This window comes from Exiguobacterium sp. s129, assembly GCF_018617585.1.
GTDB lineage: Bacteria > Bacillota > Bacilli > Exiguobacteriales > Exiguobacteriaceae > Exiguobacterium > Exiguobacterium aestuarii_A.
Map to the genome: position 1 here is coordinate 99,690 of NZ_JACSKL010000006.1, position 19,367 is coordinate 119,056.

At 47.5% G+C, this 19,367-nt stretch carries 20 protein-coding genes and 2 riboswitches; of the genes, 7 read left to right on the forward strand and 13 right to left on the reverse strand.

Annotation, left to right across the window (positions count from 1 at the left end; translation table 11 throughout):
- Window positions 1–82 precede the first annotated feature (82 nt).
- The gene (locus tag KNO92_RS08710; RefSeq protein ID WP_214692464.1) at window positions 83–466 is read right to left on the reverse strand and encodes a DUF302 domain-containing protein; all 384 of its coding nucleotides are present in this window, start codon (window positions 464–466) and stop codon (window positions 83–85) included.
- Between the two features lie 161 nt (window positions 467–627).
- Here KNO92_RS08710 and KNO92_RS08715 point away from each other — a divergent pair, with 161 nt between their 5' ends.
- Window positions 628–1,023: a Spx/MgsR family RNA polymerase-binding regulatory protein gene (locus KNO92_RS08715; RefSeq protein ID WP_214692466.1), complete on the forward strand. Its 396-nt coding sequence runs from the start codon at window positions 628–630 to the stop codon at window positions 1,021–1,023.
- Window positions 1,024–1,053: 30 nt separating this feature from the next.
- On the opposite strand, the gene KNO92_RS08720 is transcribed toward KNO92_RS08715, so the two are convergent.
- From KNO92_RS08720 to KNO92_RS08740, 5 genes are all read right to left on the reverse strand, one after another.
- Window positions 1,054–1,716: a methionine ABC transporter permease gene (locus tag KNO92_RS08720; RefSeq protein WP_214760954.1), complete on the reverse strand. Its 663-nt coding sequence runs from the start codon at window positions 1,714–1,716 to the stop codon at window positions 1,054–1,056.
- Entirely contained in the window at window positions 1,688–2,722 is a 1,035-nt protein-coding gene (locus KNO92_RS08725; RefSeq protein ID WP_214760956.1) for a methionine ABC transporter ATP-binding protein, read from the reverse strand. The genes KNO92_RS08720 and KNO92_RS08725 overlap by 29 nt, the downstream gene beginning before the upstream one ends.
- 11 nt (window positions 2,723–2,733) lie before the next feature.
- Window positions 2,734–3,555: a MetQ/NlpA family ABC transporter substrate-binding protein gene (locus KNO92_RS08730; protein WP_214760958.1), complete on the reverse strand. Its 822-nt coding sequence runs from the start codon at window positions 3,553–3,555 to the stop codon at window positions 2,734–2,736.
- 73 nt (window positions 3,556–3,628) lie between these two features.
- Window positions 3,629–3,733: riboswitch (SAM riboswitch) on the reverse strand.
- 41 nt (window positions 3,734–3,774) lie between these two features.
- Window positions 3,775–4,791, reverse strand: coding sequence for an iron-containing alcohol dehydrogenase (locus KNO92_RS08735; protein WP_214760960.1), 1,017 nt, complete (start codon window positions 4,789–4,791; stop codon window positions 3,775–3,777).
- Window positions 4,788–5,963, reverse strand: coding sequence for an aminotransferase class I/II-fold pyridoxal phosphate-dependent enzyme (locus KNO92_RS08740; protein WP_214760962.1), 1,176 nt, complete (start codon window positions 5,961–5,963; stop codon window positions 4,788–4,790). Before KNO92_RS08740 ends, KNO92_RS08735 begins: the two co-directional genes overlap by 4 nt.
- Window positions 5,964–6,041: 78 nt before the next feature.
- Window positions 6,042–6,141: riboswitch (SAM riboswitch) on the reverse strand.
- Window positions 6,142–6,299: 158 nt separating this feature from the next.
- On the opposite strand from KNO92_RS08740, the gene KNO92_RS08745 reads away from it, so the two are divergent.
- From KNO92_RS08745 to KNO92_RS08755, 3 genes are all read left to right on the forward strand, one after another.
- Window positions 6,300–7,400, forward strand: coding sequence for an AI-2E family transporter (locus KNO92_RS08745; protein WP_214692476.1), 1,101 nt, complete (start codon window positions 6,300–6,302; stop codon window positions 7,398–7,400).
- Between the two features lie 269 nt (window positions 7,401–7,669).
- Entirely contained in the window at window positions 7,670–8,914 is a 1,245-nt protein-coding gene (locus tag KNO92_RS08750) for an MDR family MFS transporter (protein ID WP_214692478.1), read from the forward strand.
- A 145-nt stretch (window positions 8,915–9,059) separates the two neighbouring features.
- Entirely contained in the window at window positions 9,060–10,553 is a 1,494-nt protein-coding gene (locus KNO92_RS08755; RefSeq protein WP_214760964.1) for a peptide MFS transporter, read from the forward strand.
- 42 nt (window positions 10,554–10,595) lie between these two features.
- On the opposite strand, the gene KNO92_RS08760 is transcribed toward KNO92_RS08755, so the two are convergent.
- Window positions 10,596–11,891, reverse strand: a complete 1,296-nt coding sequence (locus tag KNO92_RS08760; protein ID WP_214692487.1) for a glutamine synthetase family protein — start codon at window positions 11,889–11,891, stop codon at window positions 10,596–10,598.
- Between the two features lie 189 nt (window positions 11,892–12,080).
- Here KNO92_RS08760 and KNO92_RS08765 point away from each other — a divergent pair, with 189 nt between their 5' ends.
- Entirely contained in the window at window positions 12,081–13,121 is a 1,041-nt protein-coding gene (locus KNO92_RS08765; protein WP_214692489.1) for an SDR family oxidoreductase, read from the forward strand.
- Window positions 13,122–13,149: 28 nt separating this feature from the next.
- On the opposite strand, the gene KNO92_RS08770 is transcribed toward KNO92_RS08765, so the two are convergent.
- Together KNO92_RS08770 and KNO92_RS08775 are read right to left on the reverse strand one after the other, a co-directional pair.
- Window positions 13,150–13,470, reverse strand: a complete 321-nt coding sequence (locus tag KNO92_RS08770) for a YflT domain-containing protein (protein ID WP_214692491.1) — start codon at window positions 13,468–13,470, stop codon at window positions 13,150–13,152.
- An 88-nt stretch (window positions 13,471–13,558) separates the two neighbouring features.
- Complete coding sequence (locus KNO92_RS08775; RefSeq protein ID WP_214760966.1) at window positions 13,559–13,777, reverse strand: hypothetical protein; 219 nt, start codon at window positions 13,775–13,777, stop codon at window positions 13,559–13,561.
- Window positions 13,778–13,861: 84 nt separating this feature from the next.
- Here KNO92_RS08775 and KNO92_RS08780 point away from each other — a divergent pair, with 84 nt between their 5' ends.
- Window positions 13,862–14,920: a GTP pyrophosphokinase gene (locus KNO92_RS08780; RefSeq protein ID WP_353047396.1), complete on the forward strand. Its 1,059-nt coding sequence runs from the start codon at window positions 13,862–13,864 to the stop codon at window positions 14,918–14,920.
- A gap of 88 nt (window positions 14,921–15,008) precedes the next feature.
- Window positions 15,009–15,446 carry a MarR family winged helix-turn-helix transcriptional regulator gene (locus tag KNO92_RS08785; RefSeq protein WP_074034413.1) on the forward strand — a complete coding sequence of 146 codons (438 nt, stop codon included), beginning with the start codon at window positions 15,009–15,011 and terminating at the stop codon, window positions 15,444–15,446.
- Window positions 15,447–15,539: 93 nt separating this feature from the next.
- Here KNO92_RS08785 and KNO92_RS08790 read toward each other — a convergent pair whose 3' ends face one another.
- The 4 genes from KNO92_RS08790 to KNO92_RS08805 form a co-directional block, all read right to left on the reverse strand.
- Window positions 15,540–16,187, reverse strand: coding sequence for a class F sortase (locus tag KNO92_RS08790; protein ID WP_251126867.1), 648 nt, complete (start codon window positions 16,185–16,187; stop codon window positions 15,540–15,542).
- Complete coding sequence (locus KNO92_RS08795) at window positions 16,132–16,929, reverse strand: DUF4397 domain-containing protein (protein ID WP_074034410.1); 798 nt, start codon at window positions 16,927–16,929, stop codon at window positions 16,132–16,134. Before KNO92_RS08795 ends, KNO92_RS08790 begins: the two co-directional genes overlap by 56 nt.
- 248 nt (window positions 16,930–17,177) lie before the next feature.
- Complete coding sequence (locus tag KNO92_RS08800) at window positions 17,178–17,885, reverse strand: glycerophosphodiester phosphodiesterase (RefSeq protein ID WP_214692494.1); 708 nt, start codon at window positions 17,883–17,885, stop codon at window positions 17,178–17,180.
- Window positions 17,882–19,354, reverse strand: coding sequence for a carboxypeptidase M32 (locus KNO92_RS08805; RefSeq protein ID WP_214692496.1), 1,473 nt, complete (start codon window positions 19,352–19,354; stop codon window positions 17,882–17,884). Before KNO92_RS08805 ends, KNO92_RS08800 begins: the two co-directional genes overlap by 4 nt.
- Window positions 19,355–19,367 lie beyond the last annotated feature (13 nt).

Genomic DNA, 19,367 nt, shown 5'->3' on the forward strand with positions numbered 1-19,367 from the left:
TCGTACCATCCAATTTTACCATTATCTAACTGTCCTATACGAAAAAAATCCGCCCATGTTTCATGAGCGGATGGTACATCGTTTATTTACTTTGGTCGATCGCACGTTGCAGTCTAGATTCGACGTCCGCTGCGACGGCTTGTAGCGATTTGTCGTCAATGAGACGAATCAACGTTGTCGGTTTCGGCATGCCGATTTGTGTGTGATTGTCCTTTTCGAACACGGCGATTTTACACGGGAGGAAGTAGCCTCCCTCTAACTGTTGTGACAGCACTTCTTTTGCCGCCTTCGGGTTGCACACTTCTAAGATGCGATACTTCCCTTCAATGGCCTGCCCTTTTTTCTCTAACGTGTCGCTCAAATCAAAGTCCCATAATACACCGAATGACTCATCTTTCAGCGCTTCTCCAAGACGGGCGATGACGTCCTCAACAGTACGGTCAGACTGTACAGTATAATCAAACATCTTCATTCCTCCTTATGTGATTCCTCTTGAAATCTGTACCCGAACGAAGTCGCTTTCAATCAAAAAGAAACTGTATGTGATTTGAAACATAATCACGAAACGTAACGTATAAAAAGAGATAATAGTTAGAACCAAACTGATGTAAAGGAGAAGTGGTTGTCGTGACGGTCACGGTATTCACGCATACGAGCTGCAGTTCTTCCAGAAAAACGATTGATTGGTTGCGGGAACAAAAGATTCCCTTCATCGAAAAGAAATTGACAGACCAAGGCTTATCCTTTGGTGAATTTAAAGAAATGCTAAGTCTGACTGAGAATGGGACGACCGACTTGCTGTCGGTACAGAAGAGCGTCTATAAACAAGCGGCTGAGAAACTCGACGAGATGTCGATCCGCGAACTGTACAGTTTTGTCGCATCAAACCCACAAATCCTGAAGAGTCCGATTGTCTTCGACCATCATCGCATCCAGGTCGGTTTCAGTGAGAAAGAGATTCGGACGTTCATTCCTCGGAATGACCGCATCGCTGAACTAAAACGGTTGCTCCACAACGCATAAATCGTGTCGCCAAGGCGACACGATTCTTTTTTAGGCTCGTTTTAATTTAGCTGCCAATCGGTTTCCGAATGACTGAATCGATTGAACAAGCAGGATAAGGACAAAAATCGTCACATACATGACTTCCGGTTCGAAACGAAGGTGTCCGTATTGATACGCGATATCTCCAAGCCCACCGGCTCCAACGAGACCTGCCATGGCTGTCGCACCAATCAACCCGATCGTTGCAATCGTCAATCCGAGAACGATGGAAGAACGTGCCTCACGGATGAGGACGTACCAGATGATTTTTCTCGTCGAGATGCCCATCGCCTCATACGCCTCGATGACCCCGCGGTCGACTTCAAGAAGAGCAGACTCCATGAGCCGCGCGATGTATGGGGCGGTGAAGACGATGAGTGGTAGAAGTACACCTTGGACCCCAATCGTTGTACCCATGATGAAGCGTGTGAACGGCAAGATGAAAAACAAGAGAATGATGAACGGAATCGAACGGATGACGTTGATGAAGCTCGATAATCCACCGTACACAAATCGGTTCGCGAGACGTCCGTTCGGTCTCGACAGTACGAGCAACGTCCCGAGCGGTAGCCCGATCAGTGTCGAGATGAGGAGCGCGATGCTCGTCATCGTCAACGTTTGAATCGTTCCCGTCCAAATCAGGTCACCCCAGTCTGTCCAAAACTGTTGCATGGTTCGACACCTCCCTTACGTGTACACCGCTCGTCTTCAAATAACGGACGGCGAGTTCTGTTTGATCATGGTCTCCATCAAGGTGAACGAGCAAGTTCCCGACGAGACCGGCTTTCAATTTCTTGATGCCGCCCCCAATGATGTTCGGTAAAATCCCGAATCGTTTCGTCAACTGGGCGAGCACCGCTTGTTCCGTTTGACTACCGATGAATGATAAATGAACGAGCGTGCCTCGCGACTGTAATTCCGACACCACTTCTTCCGGAACATCGAGATTCGTCTTCAAGAACCGCTGCGTCGTTTCGTGTCTCGGGTTTGAGAAGACATCCAACACGTTGCCTTGTTCAATGATGTTGCCGTGATCGATGACGGCGACCCGGTCACAGATCCGTTCAATCACTTCCATCTCATGCGTGATGAGAAAAATCGTTAATCCGAGCTCTCGGTTGATCTCGAGCAACAATTCTAAGATCGACTCGGTCGTTTCAGGGTCGAGGGCACTCGTCGACTCGTCGCTGAGCAGGATGTCCGGTTCATGTGCGAGCGCTCGTGCAATAGCGACGCGCTGTTTTTGACCGCCTGACAATTGTTCCGGATAATGGTTCCGATGTTCAGATAAACCGACGATGTCGAGATAGCGGTCGACCCGTTCACGGATGACTTGCTTCCCGAGCCCTTCGAGGCGGAGCGGGATGGCGACATTCTCTTCGACGGTCGCGGTCTTTAATAGGTTGTAATGTTGAAAGATCATGCCGATTCGCTGACGTAGCGAAGAGAGTTCTTTTTTCTTTAATTGTGTGATATCTTGTCCCTCAATCTCTACGACACCTGCCGTCGGGCGTTCCAATAGATTGATCATCCGGATAAGCGTACTCTTTCCGGCACCGCTTCGGCCGATGATGCCGAAGATTTCCCCTTTTTCGATTGTGAGGGAGACGTCGTCGAGCGCGGTGATCGTATCTCCATTGACGTGAAATTGCTTGGTGATTTGTTTCAGTTCAATCATCAAATCCCTCCTCAGAACGCTGGTACGACAGATCCATTGAATTCTTCTTCGATGAAGGCACGTACTTCATCCGAATGGTAGTAAGACTTCAATGTCTCAACGACCTCATCTTCTTTGTTGGCCGAGCGGACGACCACATAGTTCGGATATGGGTTGTCGACCGTGTCCTCATGGAACAGGGCATCCTCGTTGATGGAGAGACCTGCTCCCATCGCAAAGTTCGTATTGATGGCTGCAAGGGCTACTTCCGGTAGCTGTGTGGGAAGCTGCGACGCTTCAAGCTCGATAAATTCTAAATTGAGCGGGTTTTCCGCGATATCTCGTTTAGTTGCTTTATCCGTCAGACCTTCTTTTAGTGTGATCAGACCTGCTGTTTCATATAGTCGCAAGGCACGAAGTTCGTTTGCCGGATCGTTCGGGACGGCAACTTTATCCCCTTCTTTTAAATCTTTGATATCTGTCAACTTCTCAGAATAAAGACCCATCGGGAAAGCGACGGTCTTGAACACGTCGTCAATTTTATAACCTTTGTCTGACTTTTGTAGTTCGAGGAACGATAACGTTTGGTAACTGTTCACATCAAGGCTTCCCTCGTCAAGGGCCGTGTTCGGTGTGTTGTAATCGTTGAATACTTTGATATCGATCTCAAGACCGTCCTCTTTCGCGAGTTCTTGTACTTTCTCCGCAATTTGCTCGTGTGGGCCACCGGTCACGCCGATCGTCAGTTCTTCCGTGCTGAGCGTCTCGCTCGCCTCGGATTGCCCACACGCGGAAAGTGCGATTGCTGCAAGGAATGACGAACCTGCCAAAAGTGTTTTTTGTTTGATATTCATGAATAGTTCCTCCTCCAATTGAAAAGCCCGCTACTCACGAAGAGCGGCGGGCACGACAAGTGAAAGTCGGACACGCTCATCTCCCAGACGTCTCGTCTGTTGGAATTAGCACCATGATCATAACTGATCTGGTTGCCGGGTTTCATCGGGCCAGTCCCTCCACCACTCTTGATAAGCAATCGGTTCTATTATTTTGTTATTATATTACTGATAAAAGCATTATTTGTAAACCACTTCTTGAAGATTGATGAGAATTTCTTTTAACTGCTCTGAATCTTCAAGATTCCGAATCCCTTGAATCGTGATTTCTTCGACGATCGAAGTAACCAACTCTTCGACTTGATCAGGACGAATCCCTAGTTGTGTAAGTGAAGTCGGCGCATCGATGGATTGAAGCCAGTCCTCGAGCAGGAGGGTGTCATCGGATCTAATCAACCGTTCTTGAACAATCAATCCGAAGCCAACCTTGTCACCGTGTAGCCACTGATGGGTCGAATCAAAGCGACTGAGTGCATTATGAACAGCGTGCGCGACCGCAACACGCGTGCCGGCATCCCCGAATCCACCAACCGCACCACCGACTGCGAGGACATGGTCGACGAGATATCGGATGTCTGGCCCATAATGACGAAAGTTCTGTTCATGAATCGACAAGTCCATCAATTCCCCGCACTGCGCAGCAAGTGATAACCCTGACTGAATCCCTGCGTCCCTTGAAGTCGTCCCGCTAATATATCGGGACTCGAACCACTTTGCGACCGTATCAATCACGCCAGCCTTGAAATAGTCATAAGGCGATTCACGTAACAGTCGTTCATCTGCGATGACGCGCTCGATGACGACCGGAAACGTGTCATAGCGAGTGTAAGACCCTTCCTCAGTGTAGATGACGCTGAGTGGTGTGAAAGCGGCACAGTTTGACACGAGGGTCGGGACGACAATGAGCGGGACCGACTGGGTGAATGCAATCCGCTTCGCCGTATCGATCAATTTACCTCCGCCGACGGCAATCCATACGTCGGGTCGATAGGCATTCAAACGATTTATTTCTTCGTCTGAACATTCACCGTAAAATCGTACACTCGGAATTTCTGCTAGACAAGGGGATACGCGTACCGCTTCACCGTATCCGTTCAATCCTCTTAAAATGAGTGCCTCCCGATTCCCGATCACCGTATGAAGGTCCTCGAGCGCATCATGCGAATGGTCATATTCGAGCACGGCCTGACGAATCACAAATGTACCTCCTCATAGGCTACAAACAGTCTCTCAATCCGTTCCACCGCTTCATCAATCTTCTGTTCAGACGATACGAGACCGAAACGGATGTGGTGCTCTCCCTCTGTTCCAAAGAAGTAGCCTGGTGTGACGGCGACTCCTGCCTCGTGGAGTAACTTTGTCGAGAACGATTTTGCATCCCCCTCAGGCACTTTCGCCCATACAAAGAAGGAACCCTTCGGTGCCTCAATCTCCCACCCCGCCCGGCGTAACCCATTAATCAATCGGTTTCGTCTTGTTTCGTAACGTGAGGCTAGGTCATCACGTAAGTCACGTGGGGATTCTAACGCCACGATTGCTGCCTCTTGAATGGCTGAGAAGACAGACACATGGACGTGATCTTGATATGTATTGATGGCTTCGATGATATCGGAGTTCCCAACAGCAAAGGCGACTCGCCACCCCGACATATTGAACGCCTTCGACATCGTGTATACTTCAATCCCAATTTCCTTCGCACCATCTGCCTGAAGGAAGCTCGGGGGAACATAACCGTCGAACCCAATGCTTCCATAAGCAAAATCATGGACGACCATCACATCATGCTTCTTCGCAAACGCGACGGTCTCTTCAAAGAATGCCGGCGTCGCGACAGCCCCAGTCGGATTGCTCGGGTAGTTCAAATACATGAGCTTTGCGTGTGCCGGGTCGAGTGTTGAATAGTCAGGAAGAAAGCCGTGTTCCTCTTTTAACGTCAAATCGATGATTTCCGCACCAGCCAGACGCGCCCCCGAGATGTAATCCGGGTAACCCGGGTTCGGGAGTAAAATCCCGTCTCCCGGTTCGAGAAGGCATTGTGGGAGTGTGATCAAACCTGATTTGCTACCGATCAAGATCGCGACTTCTCGTTCCGGGTCGAGTTCGACACCATATTCACGAGAGTAAAATGATGCGACCGCTTCTTTCAAGCGGGTCTGTCCACGAAATGGACCGTATTGGTGTGTCGCCGGGTCCGTGATGGCACGTTCGAGCGCCTCACAGATTGGAGCGGGCGTCGGTAAATCGGGTGTCCCTTGCCCGAGCCGGATGACGCTCTTCCCGCTTGCCTCTACCGCTGCGACCTCTTCTGCCAATCCGACGAAGTGTTGCGTCGGTAAGGATTTTAATAATTGTGAACGTCTGTCTGCCATGATTGTTCCTCCTGATACGAAAAAACACCCCTTTCTGAGGAAAGGGGTGCTCAATACAGACGTATGTAGTCAACCACCTTCCCATCTCTCAAGGTCACCTTGCTGGAATTAGCACAGTATTTTGCAATCTGTTGCTGAAGCTTCATCGGGCCAGTCCCTCCGCTTCTCTTGATAGAAAGTGTTATTCGCTATGTATTTTTTGTATGTCCCTAAGTTAACCAGACATTTCCAACGGTGTCAAACATTTTTTTCAAAGTGAACATCTATTGAATCCTTTTCAAAAAACATTCATAGTAAAAGAGTAGAAAAATTATATTTGTATGAGGGGATAGAGCATTGGAGCTTAATCGTCAACTTATTTGGAAACTCAGTGTGATCGGTCTGATTTTACTCGTCTTATGGCGGGTCATCAGTGAACCGGATACCATCTCACGTGTTTTGCAGTACACGTTTCAGTTACTGACCCCAATCATCATGGGGATTGCCATTGCTTTATTACTTAACACCGTACTCTCTTATATTGAAGAACGGTTCCATTTGAAGCGATATCAAGGTCTGCTCATCGTCTATATCACGTTTATCGGGATTTTAGCGATCTCGGTCGTCACGTTGTTCCCGCGGATCTACTCGAGTCTTTCATCACTCATCGAGGAGTTACCCGTCTACATCCGTCAAATCGATGCGTTTTTAGGTGATGTAAATAATTACTTGAAAGACTATAACGCGACGATCGCCCAGGCGATTGATTTTGCACGCTTCGAGGATCGTTATTCCGGATGGGTCGAGACGGCCGTCCTCTCTTCTGTCGGTTATGTCTCTAGTTTCACGATGACATTGATCAACTTCTTGATTGGGATTGTCATTTCCATCTATCTGTTAAAAGACAAAGAAGTCTTCGCTCGCATGTTCAAGCGCCTTCTCTACGCGCTCTTACCAGTGGGCACTGCGAAGACGACAATCGATATCTTTCAGGAGATGGATTACATTTTTAAACGATACATCATCGGTAAATCACTCGATTGTCTGATCATCGGTGTTCTCGCTGTCATCGGGCTCTTAATCATCGGGGCTCCATACGCGTTACTTCTTGGTGTCATCGTCGGGGTGCTCAATTTTATCCCTTACGTCGGTCCGCTGCTCGGGATGATCCCAGCGTTTATCATCACCTATTTCTATGATCCGTTCACCGCCGTATTGGTTCTCTTGTTCATCTTCTTGTTGCAGCAATTTGACGGGTTATGGCTCGGGCCGAAGATTTTGGGTGACAGCGTCGGAATCACTCCGTTTTGGGTCATCACATCGATTATCATCGGAGGAAGTCTATTCGGTCTCGTCGGCATGTTTGTGAGTGTTCCGATCACGGCGATGATTCAAGTGGTCTTGTCTAGACTGATTGATTATCGTTTGAATCGAAAAAATTTAAATGAATTACTCTAAATCCTCCCAATAATTTGTTGACACATTGATGAAATGTGTCATACAGTTGAAGAGAAGAATAACAATTAACAGAAAGGAGAGGTTCCCATGTCAGTAGTATCTTCGAAACCATTCATTCAAGTTCATACTGATTGGCAGGCACCTCTTCGATTGATTCATATCTAAGACGCCTGCCTAACTAGGCATGCATAAACAACGTGGGACGTCGTATGCCTTCATGCATATGACGTCCCTTTTGTGTCTAAAATTAAATAAAGCAGGTGACCTGTATGTTTCAATCACTCAAGCAACTCGACCGCAACATTTGGATACGTTTCTTAGGAGAAACGATCACGGGAATCATGATGTTCATGATTGCCCCATTCTTAGTCCTTTATTATAGTGACCAGTTAGACAGCTATCTTCAAGTCGGAATCATCATGGCGACGGGACCAATCATGGCGCTCCTCGGCTCGATGATTGGGGGACGGCTTGCTGATCTATACGGACGCAAACCAATCATGATGATCGCCATCGTTGGTGACGCGCTCGCCCTCATCGGTTTTGCGTTCGCCGATTCGTTTTGGCCGTTGCTCTTACTCAATGCCATGCTCGGCTTGACCAATTCATTGTTCCACCCCGCTGCCAGTGCAATGGTCGCTGATGTCACGGAACCCGAGCATATGAACGAGGCGTTCGGCCTCTTACGAATGGGACATAACATCGGAGCCGCATTCGGACCGCTTCTCGGGAGTGCGGTACTGTTCATCGACAGGGAGCTCATTTTCTTTGCGGCTGCTTTCATCTTTGGCTTGTATGCCCTCGTGCTTGGGGCATTCATTCACGAGTCATTGCCGGAGTTCACGGAAGATGAGACCCCGAGCAACCGTGAAGTGTTGCGCGTATTCTATAACGACCGCGTGTTTCTTATCTTTATCTTTGCGGGTATATTCATATCAATGGGGTTCTCGGTCGTCGAAAGTATGTTGCCGCTCTTTTTGAAAGAGTCGCTCCCGACGTATACGGATCAACAAAACCCATTCCCTTACTTGTTAGCACTTAACGGGATCCTCGTCGTTCTTTTCCAGTTCCCGATTGCATCGAAGCTTGGGAATAAGCCTTTTGGGAAAGTCATGTTTGCTGGGGCTACCGTATTCGGGATTGGGATGATCTTGATCGCGATCGTCCCGAGAGCATTGTACGCTCTCGACGTTCCTTATCTCCCACTCGTGGGAATTTTACTCGCTGTCTACGCGTTTTACACGTTTGGCGAGATGATCATGTCCCCTGTCCAACAGACATTCATCGCCTTGATTGCGCCAGAGAACATGCGCGGTGCTTACAATGGGGCTGCGAGTGTTCAGTGGCTGATCGGCGGTGTCACAGCACCGATTATCGCGAGTGTCTTCTTCGATCATCGCGCCGGGCATATTGCACTGATTTTGATTGGTGGCGCGAGTTGTCTGTCAGGCATTATTTATTGGCAACTCGGACGTCACGTCCAAGCGACAGAAGCAAAACAAAAGACGGCGTAATCACTCATTGACCACACTCTCTGTTTCCTAAAAAGTGTGGTCTTTTCATTCTTTTCATTCTTATTAAAATTTGAAATTATCATTCAATTCACTTTACAATCATAATAATCCTTTTTATGATAAAACGGTTAAGGAGGGATCTTTCATGGAAAGGATCGATAAACAGACAATCGTGGACAGTGTTCCACAAAAAGGCTTCTTCGGACAACCGAAAGGGTTGTTCACCCTATTCTTCACGGAGTTTTGGGAACGTTTCTCGTACTACGGCATGCGGGCCATCCTCGTATTCTACATGTACTATGAGGTTTCTGAAGGTGGACTTGGGCTCGACCGTAATGTCGCGCTGTCCATCATGTCCGTCTATGGTGCGCTCGTTTATATGTCAGGGGTCATTGGGGGATGGCTTGCAGACAGAGTATTCGGGACGTCACGCGCGGTCTTCTACGGTGGTGTGTTCATCATGCTCGGACACATCGTCCTCTCGATTCCAGGTAGCGTCGTCTTCTTATTCATCTCAATGGCGTTGATTGTTATTGGTACGGGTCTATTGAAACCGAACGTATCAAGCATCGTAGGAGATATGTATAGCGAAACAGATCGCCGTCGCGACGCTGGATTCAGTATCTTTTACATGGGGATCAACTTAGGCGCATTCATTTCGCCTCTTATCGTTGGACAAGTTCAAAAAGACTACGGTTTCCATTGGGGCTTCGCCCTTGCAGCAATCGGGATGTTCGTTGGACTTGTTGTCTTCGTGTTGACACGTAAGACGAACCTCGGGCTTGCTGGTTCGTATGTACCGAACCCGTTGTCTCCAAACGAGAAAAAGAAAACGATTCGAATCGTCAGTCTCGTCACGATCGGTATCGCCATTTTGCTCGCGATCTTGATTCCGCTCGGTTGGTTCACAATCAACACGTTCATCACGCTAGTCGGAGTGTTCGGGATTGCGATTCCAACGATTTACTTCATCATCATGTACCGTAGCCCGAAGACGACAGAGGTCGAGCGTTCGCGCATCATCGCCTACATCCCACTCTTCATCGCTTCGGTCATGTTCTGGGCGATTCAAGAGCAAGGAGCAACAATCCTTGCGAGTTATGCCGATACACGGACTGACCTTGAATTCTTCGGATTCACATTGTCACCAGCATGGTTCCAGTCGTTGAACCCGCTCTTCATCATCCTGCTCGCACCGGTATTCGCTTGGCTGTGGGTTCGCCTTGGTGACCGAGAGCCGAGTATCCCGACGAAATTCGCTTTCGGGATCTTGTTTGCAGGAATTAGTTTCTTGGTCATCCTACTCCCTGCTTACTTCAGCGGTCCGGATGCCCTCGTCAACCCACTCTGGCTCGTCTTGAGTTACTTTATCGTCGTGTTGGGCGAGTTGAGCTTGTCGCCGGTCGGTTTGTCGGCTACGACTAAACTTGCACCCGCTGCGTTCTCTGCTCAAACGATGTCACTCTGGTTCTTATCGAACGCTGCCGCGCAAGGGATCAATGCCCAGCTCGTCAAGTTCTACTCACCAGAGAATGAGATGCTCTATTTCGGAGTCATCGGCGGAGTCGCCATCATCTTAAGTTTGATTCTGTTCGCACTCGCACCAAAAATCAAAGTATATATGCGCGGAATCCATTAATCATCAAAAACGCCAGCCGATTCGATCGGCTGGCGTCATTTTTTATTTGCGTACTTGAATGAGTGACAAGTAGCGGTCAATCATATTGTGGTTAAAGTAATCATGGAAGTTGTCTTGTTTCAGCGATTGAATCGATTCATGGAATGTCGCAGGAAGAGATGCGATTCCTTGGCTTTCGATTTGTTTCGCTGAATACTCGAACAAGTCGTCCTCGTTCGGCTTAGACGGTTCGAGCTTCTGCTCGATTCCTTCTAAACCAGCGTAGATGAGGGCAGCAAGTGCCAAGTATGGGTTTGCACTCGGATCAGGATTTCGGACCTCTACTCGAGTCGCGCTTCCACGAGAAGCCGGGATTCGAATCATCGAACTACGGTTCGATGGACTCCAGCAAATGTTAACCGGTGCCTCGAATCCAGGAACGAGACGCTCATATGACTCAGGAAGCGGATTTGTAAAGATGGCCGTCGCACGGGCATGCTTTAAGATCCCTTCGATGAAATGACGAGCTGTTTGAGAAAGTCCATAATCGGCGTCAGCCTCGTCAAACGCGTTGCTTGTCGCCTTGCCTGCTTCGTCGTTCTTCCATACCGAGATGTTCAAATGCATCCCAGAACCGTTCACGTCACGCAACGGCTTCGGTAAGAACGAGACAGATGCCCCTTTTTCTTTCGCCGCGATCTTGACGATTTCTTTGAAGAACTGAATGTTATCTGCCGTATGGAGCGCATCGTCATATTTGATTCCGATTTCATGTTGTGCCGGAGCGACCTCATGGTGGACCGCCTCGATATTGAATCCGACATTGCTCAAGCGGTTTGCAATATGCTGACGTACTTCGTAACCTTTGTCTTCTGAACGAGTCGAGAAGTAACCGGCCTCATCATAAAACTCTCCATTTTCATCAAAGATGAAGAATTCAGGCTCTGCGCCGACGAAAACCGAGTAGCCATCGCGTGCAGCTCGCTCGAGTGCATCCTTCAACACATTACGTGGGTCGTATTCATATCGCTCACCCTCTGGTGTACAAACATCACAGAAGAACGCCAAAATACTCTCATCACCATCTTGCTCATAACGTGGACGATCTAAATCCGGTCTCAAGAATAAGTCGGAGTTTTTGATGGAAGAGAATCCGTTGATCGAAGAGCCATCAAACATTGTTTTTCCTTCAAAAACCTCTGGCAACAATTTTGCCGAAAGCGTCAAGAGTTTCAAATCACCGAGGACATCTGAAAAGTAAAGATGGATTTGGGTAATATTTTTCTCTTGTACCGTTTTCTCAATTTCTTGTTGCTTCTTTGCTACGTCATCCTTGTCTGTTCCGAATAGATTTGCCATGATTCTTAAAAACCTCACTTCAATGGATTTGACAGGCAAGCTGTCGTTACGCACCTTTCGTACGCTTCTCTATAGTTCATAACCGACTTCGTTTTTTTCTAAACATGAAATTTTGAAAGACGCAAAGTGGCTACATGACGGAAGACTTGATATGATGGATGCAGAATGTCACAGAGAGGGAGAACGCGATTGTATATTTTTATGACTGGTGGAACTGGATTTTTAGGAGGTCGACTCGCCAAAGAGTTGATTGAACGGGGGCATCGGATTTGCATGCTCGCCCGAACACCGGAAAAAGTAAATGCTCAGTTCACGGTGGAAGAAAGAAAATCAATCGATGTGTTGCCTGGCGATTTGACGGCACACGCACTCGGTGCTAATGAACAATTTATCGATTCACATAAAGGAAAAATCGATTTATTCCTACACATGGCAGCACTCGTCAAATTTGATGAAGAGTTACGCGATGAATTGTTTGAAACAAATGTAACGGGGACGAAAGAAGCTCTTCGATTGGCGAAGTTGATTGACGTTCCTCGGTTTTTCCATGTAAGTACCGCTTATACACTCGGGGCAAAAGAAATAGGTGGCGAAACGTTATATGATGTCTCTCAATCGTTTCTAAATCCTTACGAAGAGAGCAAGGCACATGCCGAACAGGCGGTCTGGCAATCACGGGATGAACTCGACGTTTCCATCTTCCGTCCAGCCATCATCGTTGGTGACTCGAAGACCGGAGAAGCGGATTCAAAATTCACGATGTATGGCTATATGCGTGCACTCGAGCTGTTCAAGCGAAAATTGGAGCGCCGCGGTCATGATTTTGAATCCATCCGTTTAATCGGATCGGCGACGGGCACTTCGAATCTTGTTCCGGTCGATTATGTCGCGGATGTACTCTTGGCCGCCATCGAGCATGCGAAAGCGGGCACGATTTACAATGTCACGAATGACACGCCACCACGCAATGAGATGATGCTCGATTATATGAAAGAGTCGCTCTCCTTCCCGCATTTGACGATCACGGAGACGCCGTCGTCCACACTCAGTGCTGTCGAACAGTCATTTAACGAGATGGTGAAAGTATTCAATCCGTATTTGAATCGAAACATCACGTTCCATGACGAAAACACAAAACAATTGTTAAAAGATGCTGGATTCTCTCCACTTCGCCTCGACCATAAGTCGTTGCGACGAATCGTGAATGCCTATTATCAAACAAAACAATAAAAAAATGGACCGGGCTTCCGGTCCATTGTCATTTATCACAGACTAATACGATTTTTCCATCTTTGATTTCGCGCTCGAGTGAGTCGACCATCTCTTTCGTAAGACCGAGGCTTTCCATCTGTTCCATGCGATCTTCTGAGTTGCTCGTAAATTTCGAGAGCAACGACTCGAACATTCCCTTTTCCGGAATGCGGTACGGTTGGACACCAGCTTCTGCCGCCAGTCGAATCGTCAATTCTTCGTCTTTGGCGAATAAGTAGATGTGTTCGTTCACACACCCTCCTGAGACCATCTCGTTCACTTCATGATCTACCGTTGTCATATCATTTACTACCCTTGTCTCTAACATGCCCCATCCTCCTAAACGTTCACAGTCATGGTTTTCACTGTTTTTGTTATTCCCGAAAAATGAGGTGGTAAACATAAATCGTCATCGTTTAATCATGAAACGTCCATTCTTCCACATCAAAATGCTGCACGATTCCTCCGATGCGCTCACGTTCCCCTTCTATGGTAGCCCGACCCAATAGGCGCGCGGTCACAACGAATTGATTCCCATCTTCTCGGATGCGGGATATCCCATAATCCGCCTGTTGCAAAAGACCAGCGATGATCTCCAGTTTTTCTCTCTCGGATGACCGAAATGTATGGTTCATGTTCATTCCCCCTCTGTATATATGCTACCATATCGTTTTGTAATGGAGATGATATACTAAAGACAGTGAAAAGGAGTGAGTTACGTGCCTAAACAAGACTTGAATACAATCATGCTTGAATATTTAAACGAAAAAGAAGATTATGAAGCGTTTGCCACAAAACTGAAAGCGCTCCTCAGTGAATTGTTAACGGAAGCCGGTATTCAGTTTCATTCGATTGTCGCCCGTGCGAAAGAAGCGGACAGTTTATATGCCAAACTGTCCCGTAAACCATACCAATACCGTTCGTTACGTGACGTTCAGGACCTTGCTGGGATTCGGATTGTTACTTACTTCCATGATGATGTACGGACTGTCGCCCAAATATTGGAGGACGAATTCACCATCGATCGAGAACAGTCAATCGATAAATCAACTTTGCTTGACTCCAATGAGTTTGGCTATTTGTCTGTTCACTATGTTGTGGAGCTGAGTGAAAAACGACTTGCCCTCGGGGAATATCGACGATTTGCCGAAAAGGAAGCGGAAATTCAAGTCCGCTCGATTCTACAACATGCTTGGGCTGAAATTGAACATGACCTCGGTTACAAAAACCCGAATGCTGTTCCGCCTGAAATCAAACGTAGTTTCAGTCGTGTCGCCGGGCTTCTCGAGATTGCTGATTCTGAGTTTGTGAACATCCGTAAACAACTCCGGACATTCGAACAAGAAACAGTTGAACAAATCCTCGATTCTCCTGAAAAAGTGACGATTACTCGAGACAATTTAAACTATTACATGGCCAACGACCAGACCGTTGAAAAATTGGATAATGCCATCTTCCAAAGCGAATGGTTGCTCGAGACCGATCTCTCAGCAATCGTCGAATTGACTCGAATGTTTCATTATGCAGACATCCGAACGTTCAAAGACTTAAACGACACACTTTCAACTTACTATACGCAAGCCGTCCAATGTGCGACGCTACTCCCTTCATCCCTTCTGCCGAGACAAGGGATGGGTGTCGTCTATGCCGTCCTGGCCAAACTATTGGCAGAAGGCGATGACCCGCAAATCGAATTCTTCTTCAGACGTTTCTATCCAGATTTGAAACATTATGAGGAAGTCATTCAACAAATCCGTTCAAAAGACGAGCCTTTATAACTTTACAGACAACATGTTTTTAATGTAGAATGTTTCTATGTTCTGAAGTATATATGAATAATATTATCACTAGGAGGTAGTTTCGAGGATGACAACACCTGTACCAACTGCTTCACGTCGTCAGCTCGTCGCTGATGCTGAACGTGGAATCCGGATGAACTATCGCGGAGTGAAAAAAAATCTCCGTTCGATGTTCTCACAATACTTGACTCGTAATGAATTCTTCATTCTACGTTCTCTTTGTCAACAGAGTCCTCAAATCGCCTCTGCTTTGTCGAATGAGTTTCAATTTTCAGCCTCGATGATCACGGCACTCGCTGATGAGTTGACGAAAAAAGGGTTAATCTCTCGCGAACGCAGCGAACGTGACCGCCGTGTCGTCGAACTTCAAGCGACAGACGAAGGTCGCGAGTTGTTCGAGACGTTAGAGAGTATGAAAATCGAATACTTGATGGATGTATTTACTGATTTCTCTGATGAAGAACTCATTTTACTTTCAAAATTATTAGACCGCATGGATGCTTAAGCCATGAATAGACCTCAGCCGTACTGGCTGGGGTCTATTTTTTATGAGACATGAAAAAGGAGATGCAAAACGTGTGTTTGCATCTCCTTGCTGTCAGTTTGCTTCAATCAGGTGTGCCGTGACGACGATCCGGTCACGATACCCAAGATTTTCATCGTATGGCCCTGCACATGTAATCAGTTGAATCCGTTTCGCCTGAGTCGCCGCAAAGATTGATGCAAGTGGGACTTGATTAAGGCGATATTGCTTCACGCTGACCACTTCATACGTTGCGACTTGACCTTCCGCCTGGAGCGTCACCAGTTCTCCTATGGGAAGTTGACCAAGATTCGCAAAGATGGCGGGGCCGTTCAAGTCATCAAGATGACCCGACAAGACGACGTTTCCTGTCGCCCCTGCTTTCGCACCATACTGATACCAACCGACTTGATCCACTTCAGACGGAGTATCCATTCGACCAGCCTCATCTTTCCCGACCGCTTCAATCGAGGCATCGACATCAATTGATGGAATGACGAGTCGTTTCGGGATGAAACTTTTCGAATGAAATGATTGCCTGTCGACCTGTTTAGAGGTCAATACGAGTGGTTCAGCGAATTCGGCCGTCGGCATGACAAATGGTTTGTCTGGTGCTTCAGCTTGAGCACACACCACTAGAAAAGTGATGGTACCTAGAAAGAACAGCTTAAGCGTCTTGCTTCTGACGACGAAAGACGTAGAATCCAGCTGCTGCTGCTCCAACTACTGCTGCAGCGAGCAACCAGTTCATTGACGCTGTTTGAGCGAGACCACCTTGTCCTGTTTCAGGGGCCATTGCCATCTCTCCACCATCAGCGGCAAGGAGTACTTCAAATGCTGGTTCTCCTTCAAGGAGTCCGATTGCGAATGCTGTATAGTTCTTACCACCTTCGAGTGCGACACCATCAAGTGCTTTCACGACATCAGTCGCTCCTGCTGGACGAACTTCAAGGTCGTATGTGCCAGCATCGAGTGTGCCATAGTCACTTACTGCTTTGAACTCGAGATTCGAGAAGAGTGGGTCTCCACCTTTAGGTGCGACATCCACTGCTGGTGCATCTGGTGCAAAGTGTGCGACACGGACTTTTGATTTACCGTCTTCGAAGTTCGCATCATCTTCCATTGCAGCGATTTCGATGTTTTCAAGTTGACCGATCGCAGCAGCTGTGTAGAATTTGCCTGCTTCGATTGAAAGGTCTGCTGCGACGACGACTGTTTCTGCGTCACCTGCTGGCTTGATCTCAACGTTGTAATCCCCTGCAGGAAGTGTCAAGTAGTCAGTGAGATCCTTGAACTCTGCTCCCTCGACCGCGACTTCCCCATCCACATACACGTCAACTGCCGGTGCATCAGGTGAAGCATGTAGCACACGGACCATCGCATTTTCATGTCCATCGGCGCTAACCGGTAGGATGAAAGCGAAGGCCAGTGCTAGTGTACCCAGTAAAGACATCAACTTCTTCATGTGAAATTTCCTCCTTTTGTCTACGGTAACCTACGACTTGCATACAACAAGTGTGATGCAGTGCTACATGGTGTGCTACATCTGATTGCTATGTAGCTCGGTGACATCTTAAACTTAAGACAATCCGACAATGACGTAAAGGGGGCACTATGCCCTGAATGTGCTCCGATATGCTGAGGAATGAAAGCGCAACCTTTACATAAATTGTAGTTCCCTCCCATCAAATTATAAAACCCTTTAGTCGGCGACTAAAGGGTTTTACTTGCCCATTCGATATCATTGACGAAAATGGCGTCGACTTCTAATGCTTCACAACGCTCGAGTTGTGCATCTGTCTTAATCGTATAGGGTCTGACAGGCACACCATGTCGTTGCAACGATTGAATCTCTTCATTCGTGATGCGATCGATATGCGGATGGACTGAATCGGCACCAACCGATTCCAGATATCCAACGGTGTCATATAATGGTTGCGCGAGTAAGATGGCCGCCTCGATGTCTGGTCTCATCTTTTTTAATCGGTGTATCGTCTCATGATTGAACGATGAGAAAAGAATACGTGACGGGTTGATGCCCGACGAATCAAGTGTGTCGAGCAACCGGGATTCGATTCCAACGTATCGCAGCACATCGGTCTTCACTTCAAGATTTAATCGAATCGATGTATCCCTCACAAGTTCGAGAAGTTCTTGCAGGGTCGGGATAGCCTCTTGTTTAGAAGATCGAACTCCGGCGTTAAACCTTCTCAGTTCGTCGAGTGTGTACGAAGACACTAACCCGCTCCCGTCCGTCGTACGTTCTAGCGTCTCATCATGAATGAGAACGAGCTCACCATCTTTGGTCAAATGAACATCTGTTTCAATCCCATCTGCCCCCGTATCCAGTGCGAGTCTGAACGCCGACATCGTATTCTCCGGTTGTAGTGCCATCACACCACGATGCGCAAATCGTTTCATTTGGACACAGTCTGATACTTGTCCGTCAAATAGCGAACAAGCGGTTGAACCGAGATTTCTTGACCGGTCACTTTTCGAATGAGTTCATTCGGTGTCAGGCGCTTTCCGTATTGATGAACGTTTTCTTGGAGCCATGTTTTGACTGGCTCAATCTCACCATCTTGAATCAATGTCTCAAATTGAGGAAGGTCTGCTTTCAACGCCTCCGTCAACTGCGCCGCATAGATGAGGCCGAGTGCATAACTTGGGAAGTATCCGAACGAGCCACCCGCCCAATGTACATCTTGGAGCACGCCTTTAGCATTTGTTGGAACATCGAGTCCGAGATACTCTTTATACTTTTCATTCCACGCGGCCGGAAGCTCGTCGACGGATAACGTTCCTTGAATGAGTGCTTTCTCGAGTTCATAGCGGATGATGATGTGAAGGCTATACGTCAGTTCATCCGCTTCGATTCGGATAAGTGAAGGTTTTGCCTCGTTCACTCCACGATAGAACGTATCAAAATCGATGTTACCATATACCGGGTAGAGCTCTTGGAGTCTCGGATAGACACGGCGCAAGAAAGCTTCACTCCGACCGATAAAGTTTTCAAAGAAGAGCGACTGCGATTCATGGATTCCCATCGATGCGCCACCGCCTAGCCCGAGCTCGTCAAGCATTGGATCGATTTGTTGTTCATACGTCGCGTGCCCTGCCTCATGCATCGTTCCGAACAAGGCATTACGGAAATCAGCCTCATCATATTTCGTCGTGATTCGTACGTCGCGACGGTTGATCGTGATCTCGAACGGGTGCACCGTCGCGTCAAGACGACCACGGGACAAATCGTATGCAACGACGTTCATCCAGTCATGACAAATCTTTTCTTGAATGTCTGACGGCATCGACCAATCTAGTGAGAGTGATTCTTTTGGAAGCTGTTGAATGAGCGGCACCAGCTCGTCTCGGAGAGAAGCGAACAGCTGATCTAACAATTCGACGGTCATCCCCGGCTCATAATCATAAAGCAGGGCATCGTATGGATGCTTCTCATATCCGAAATATTCCGCAAATTTTTGTTGGAATCCGATGATCTTTTTCAAATATGGAGCAAACATGTCCCAATCGTTTTGATTCTTTGCTTTCTCCCAAGCCGTCTCCGCTTCAGATACGAGCGTCACGTACGCTTGATACTCATCATGAGGAATCTTTGCGTTTCGTTCATATTGCGTTTTTGCGATTTGAAGTGAACGCGATTCGACTTCAGACAGTCCACTTTCTTCAGTCATACGTCCCAATAAAGAAGCGAACGACTCACTCGTCTGTCGTTTGAACGCCTCAGTCGACAAATATCCGATTGTTTCCGCACGGAGCGGTGCCGACTGTTCCGGCATCTGAGTACGCATATCCCAATATAAAAGAGAGATTGCTTCATCGAACGCACGCAATTGCTTAAAATGCTCACGCCATTCTTTTGTTAGTTCCATCTGTCATTCACCC

What these genes read in the sequence shown, in the direction of transcription:
- KNO92_RS08710 (WP_214692464.1), bottom strand. Translation starts at nt 466, where the DNA reads ATGTTTGATTATACTGTACAGTCTGACCGTACTGTTGAGGACGTCATC.
- KNO92_RS08720 (WP_214760954.1), bottom strand. Translation starts at nt 1,716, where the DNA reads ATGCAACAGTTTTGGACAGACTGGGGTGACCTGATTTGGACGGGAACG.
- KNO92_RS08725 (WP_214760956.1), bottom strand. Translation starts at nt 2,722, where the DNA reads ATGATTGAACTGAAACAAATCACCAAGCAATTTCACGTCAATGGAGAT.
- KNO92_RS08730 (WP_214760958.1), bottom strand. Translation starts at nt 3,555, where the DNA reads ATGAATATCAAACAAAAAACACTTTTGGCAGGTTCGTCATTCCTTGCA.
- KNO92_RS08740 (WP_214760962.1), bottom strand. Translation starts at nt 5,963, where the DNA reads ATGGCAGACAGACGTTCACAATTATTAAAATCCTTACCGACGCAACAC.
- KNO92_RS08750 (WP_214692478.1), top strand. Translation starts at nt 7,670, where the DNA reads ATGTTTCAATCACTCAAGCAACTCGACCGCAACATTTGGATACGTTTC.
- KNO92_RS08755 (WP_214760964.1), top strand. Translation starts at nt 9,060, where the DNA reads ATGGAAAGGATCGATAAACAGACAATCGTGGACAGTGTTCCACAAAAA.
- KNO92_RS08760 (WP_214692487.1), bottom strand. Translation starts at nt 11,891, where the DNA reads ATGGCAAATCTATTCGGAACAGACAAGGATGACGTAGCAAAGAAGCAA.
- KNO92_RS08770 (WP_214692491.1), bottom strand. Translation starts at nt 13,470, where the DNA reads ATGTTAGAGACAAGGGTAGTAAATGATATGACAACGGTAGATCATGAA.
- KNO92_RS08775 (WP_214760966.1), bottom strand. Translation starts at nt 13,777, where the DNA reads ATGAACCATACATTTCGGTCATCCGAGAGAGAAAAACTGGAGATCATC.
- KNO92_RS08785 (WP_074034413.1), top strand. Translation starts at nt 15,009, where the DNA reads ATGACAACACCTGTACCAACTGCTTCACGTCGTCAGCTCGTCGCTGAT.
- KNO92_RS08795 (WP_074034410.1), bottom strand. Translation starts at nt 16,929, where the DNA reads ATGAAGAAGTTGATGTCTTTACTGGGTACACTAGCACTGGCCTTCGCT.
- KNO92_RS08800 (WP_214692494.1), bottom strand. Translation starts at nt 17,885, where the DNA reads ATGAAACGATTTGCGCATCGTGGTGTGATGGCACTACAACCGGAGAAT.
- KNO92_RS08805 (WP_214692496.1), bottom strand. Translation starts at nt 19,354, where the DNA reads ATGGAACTAACAAAAGAATGGCGTGAGCATTTTAAGCAATTGCGTGCG.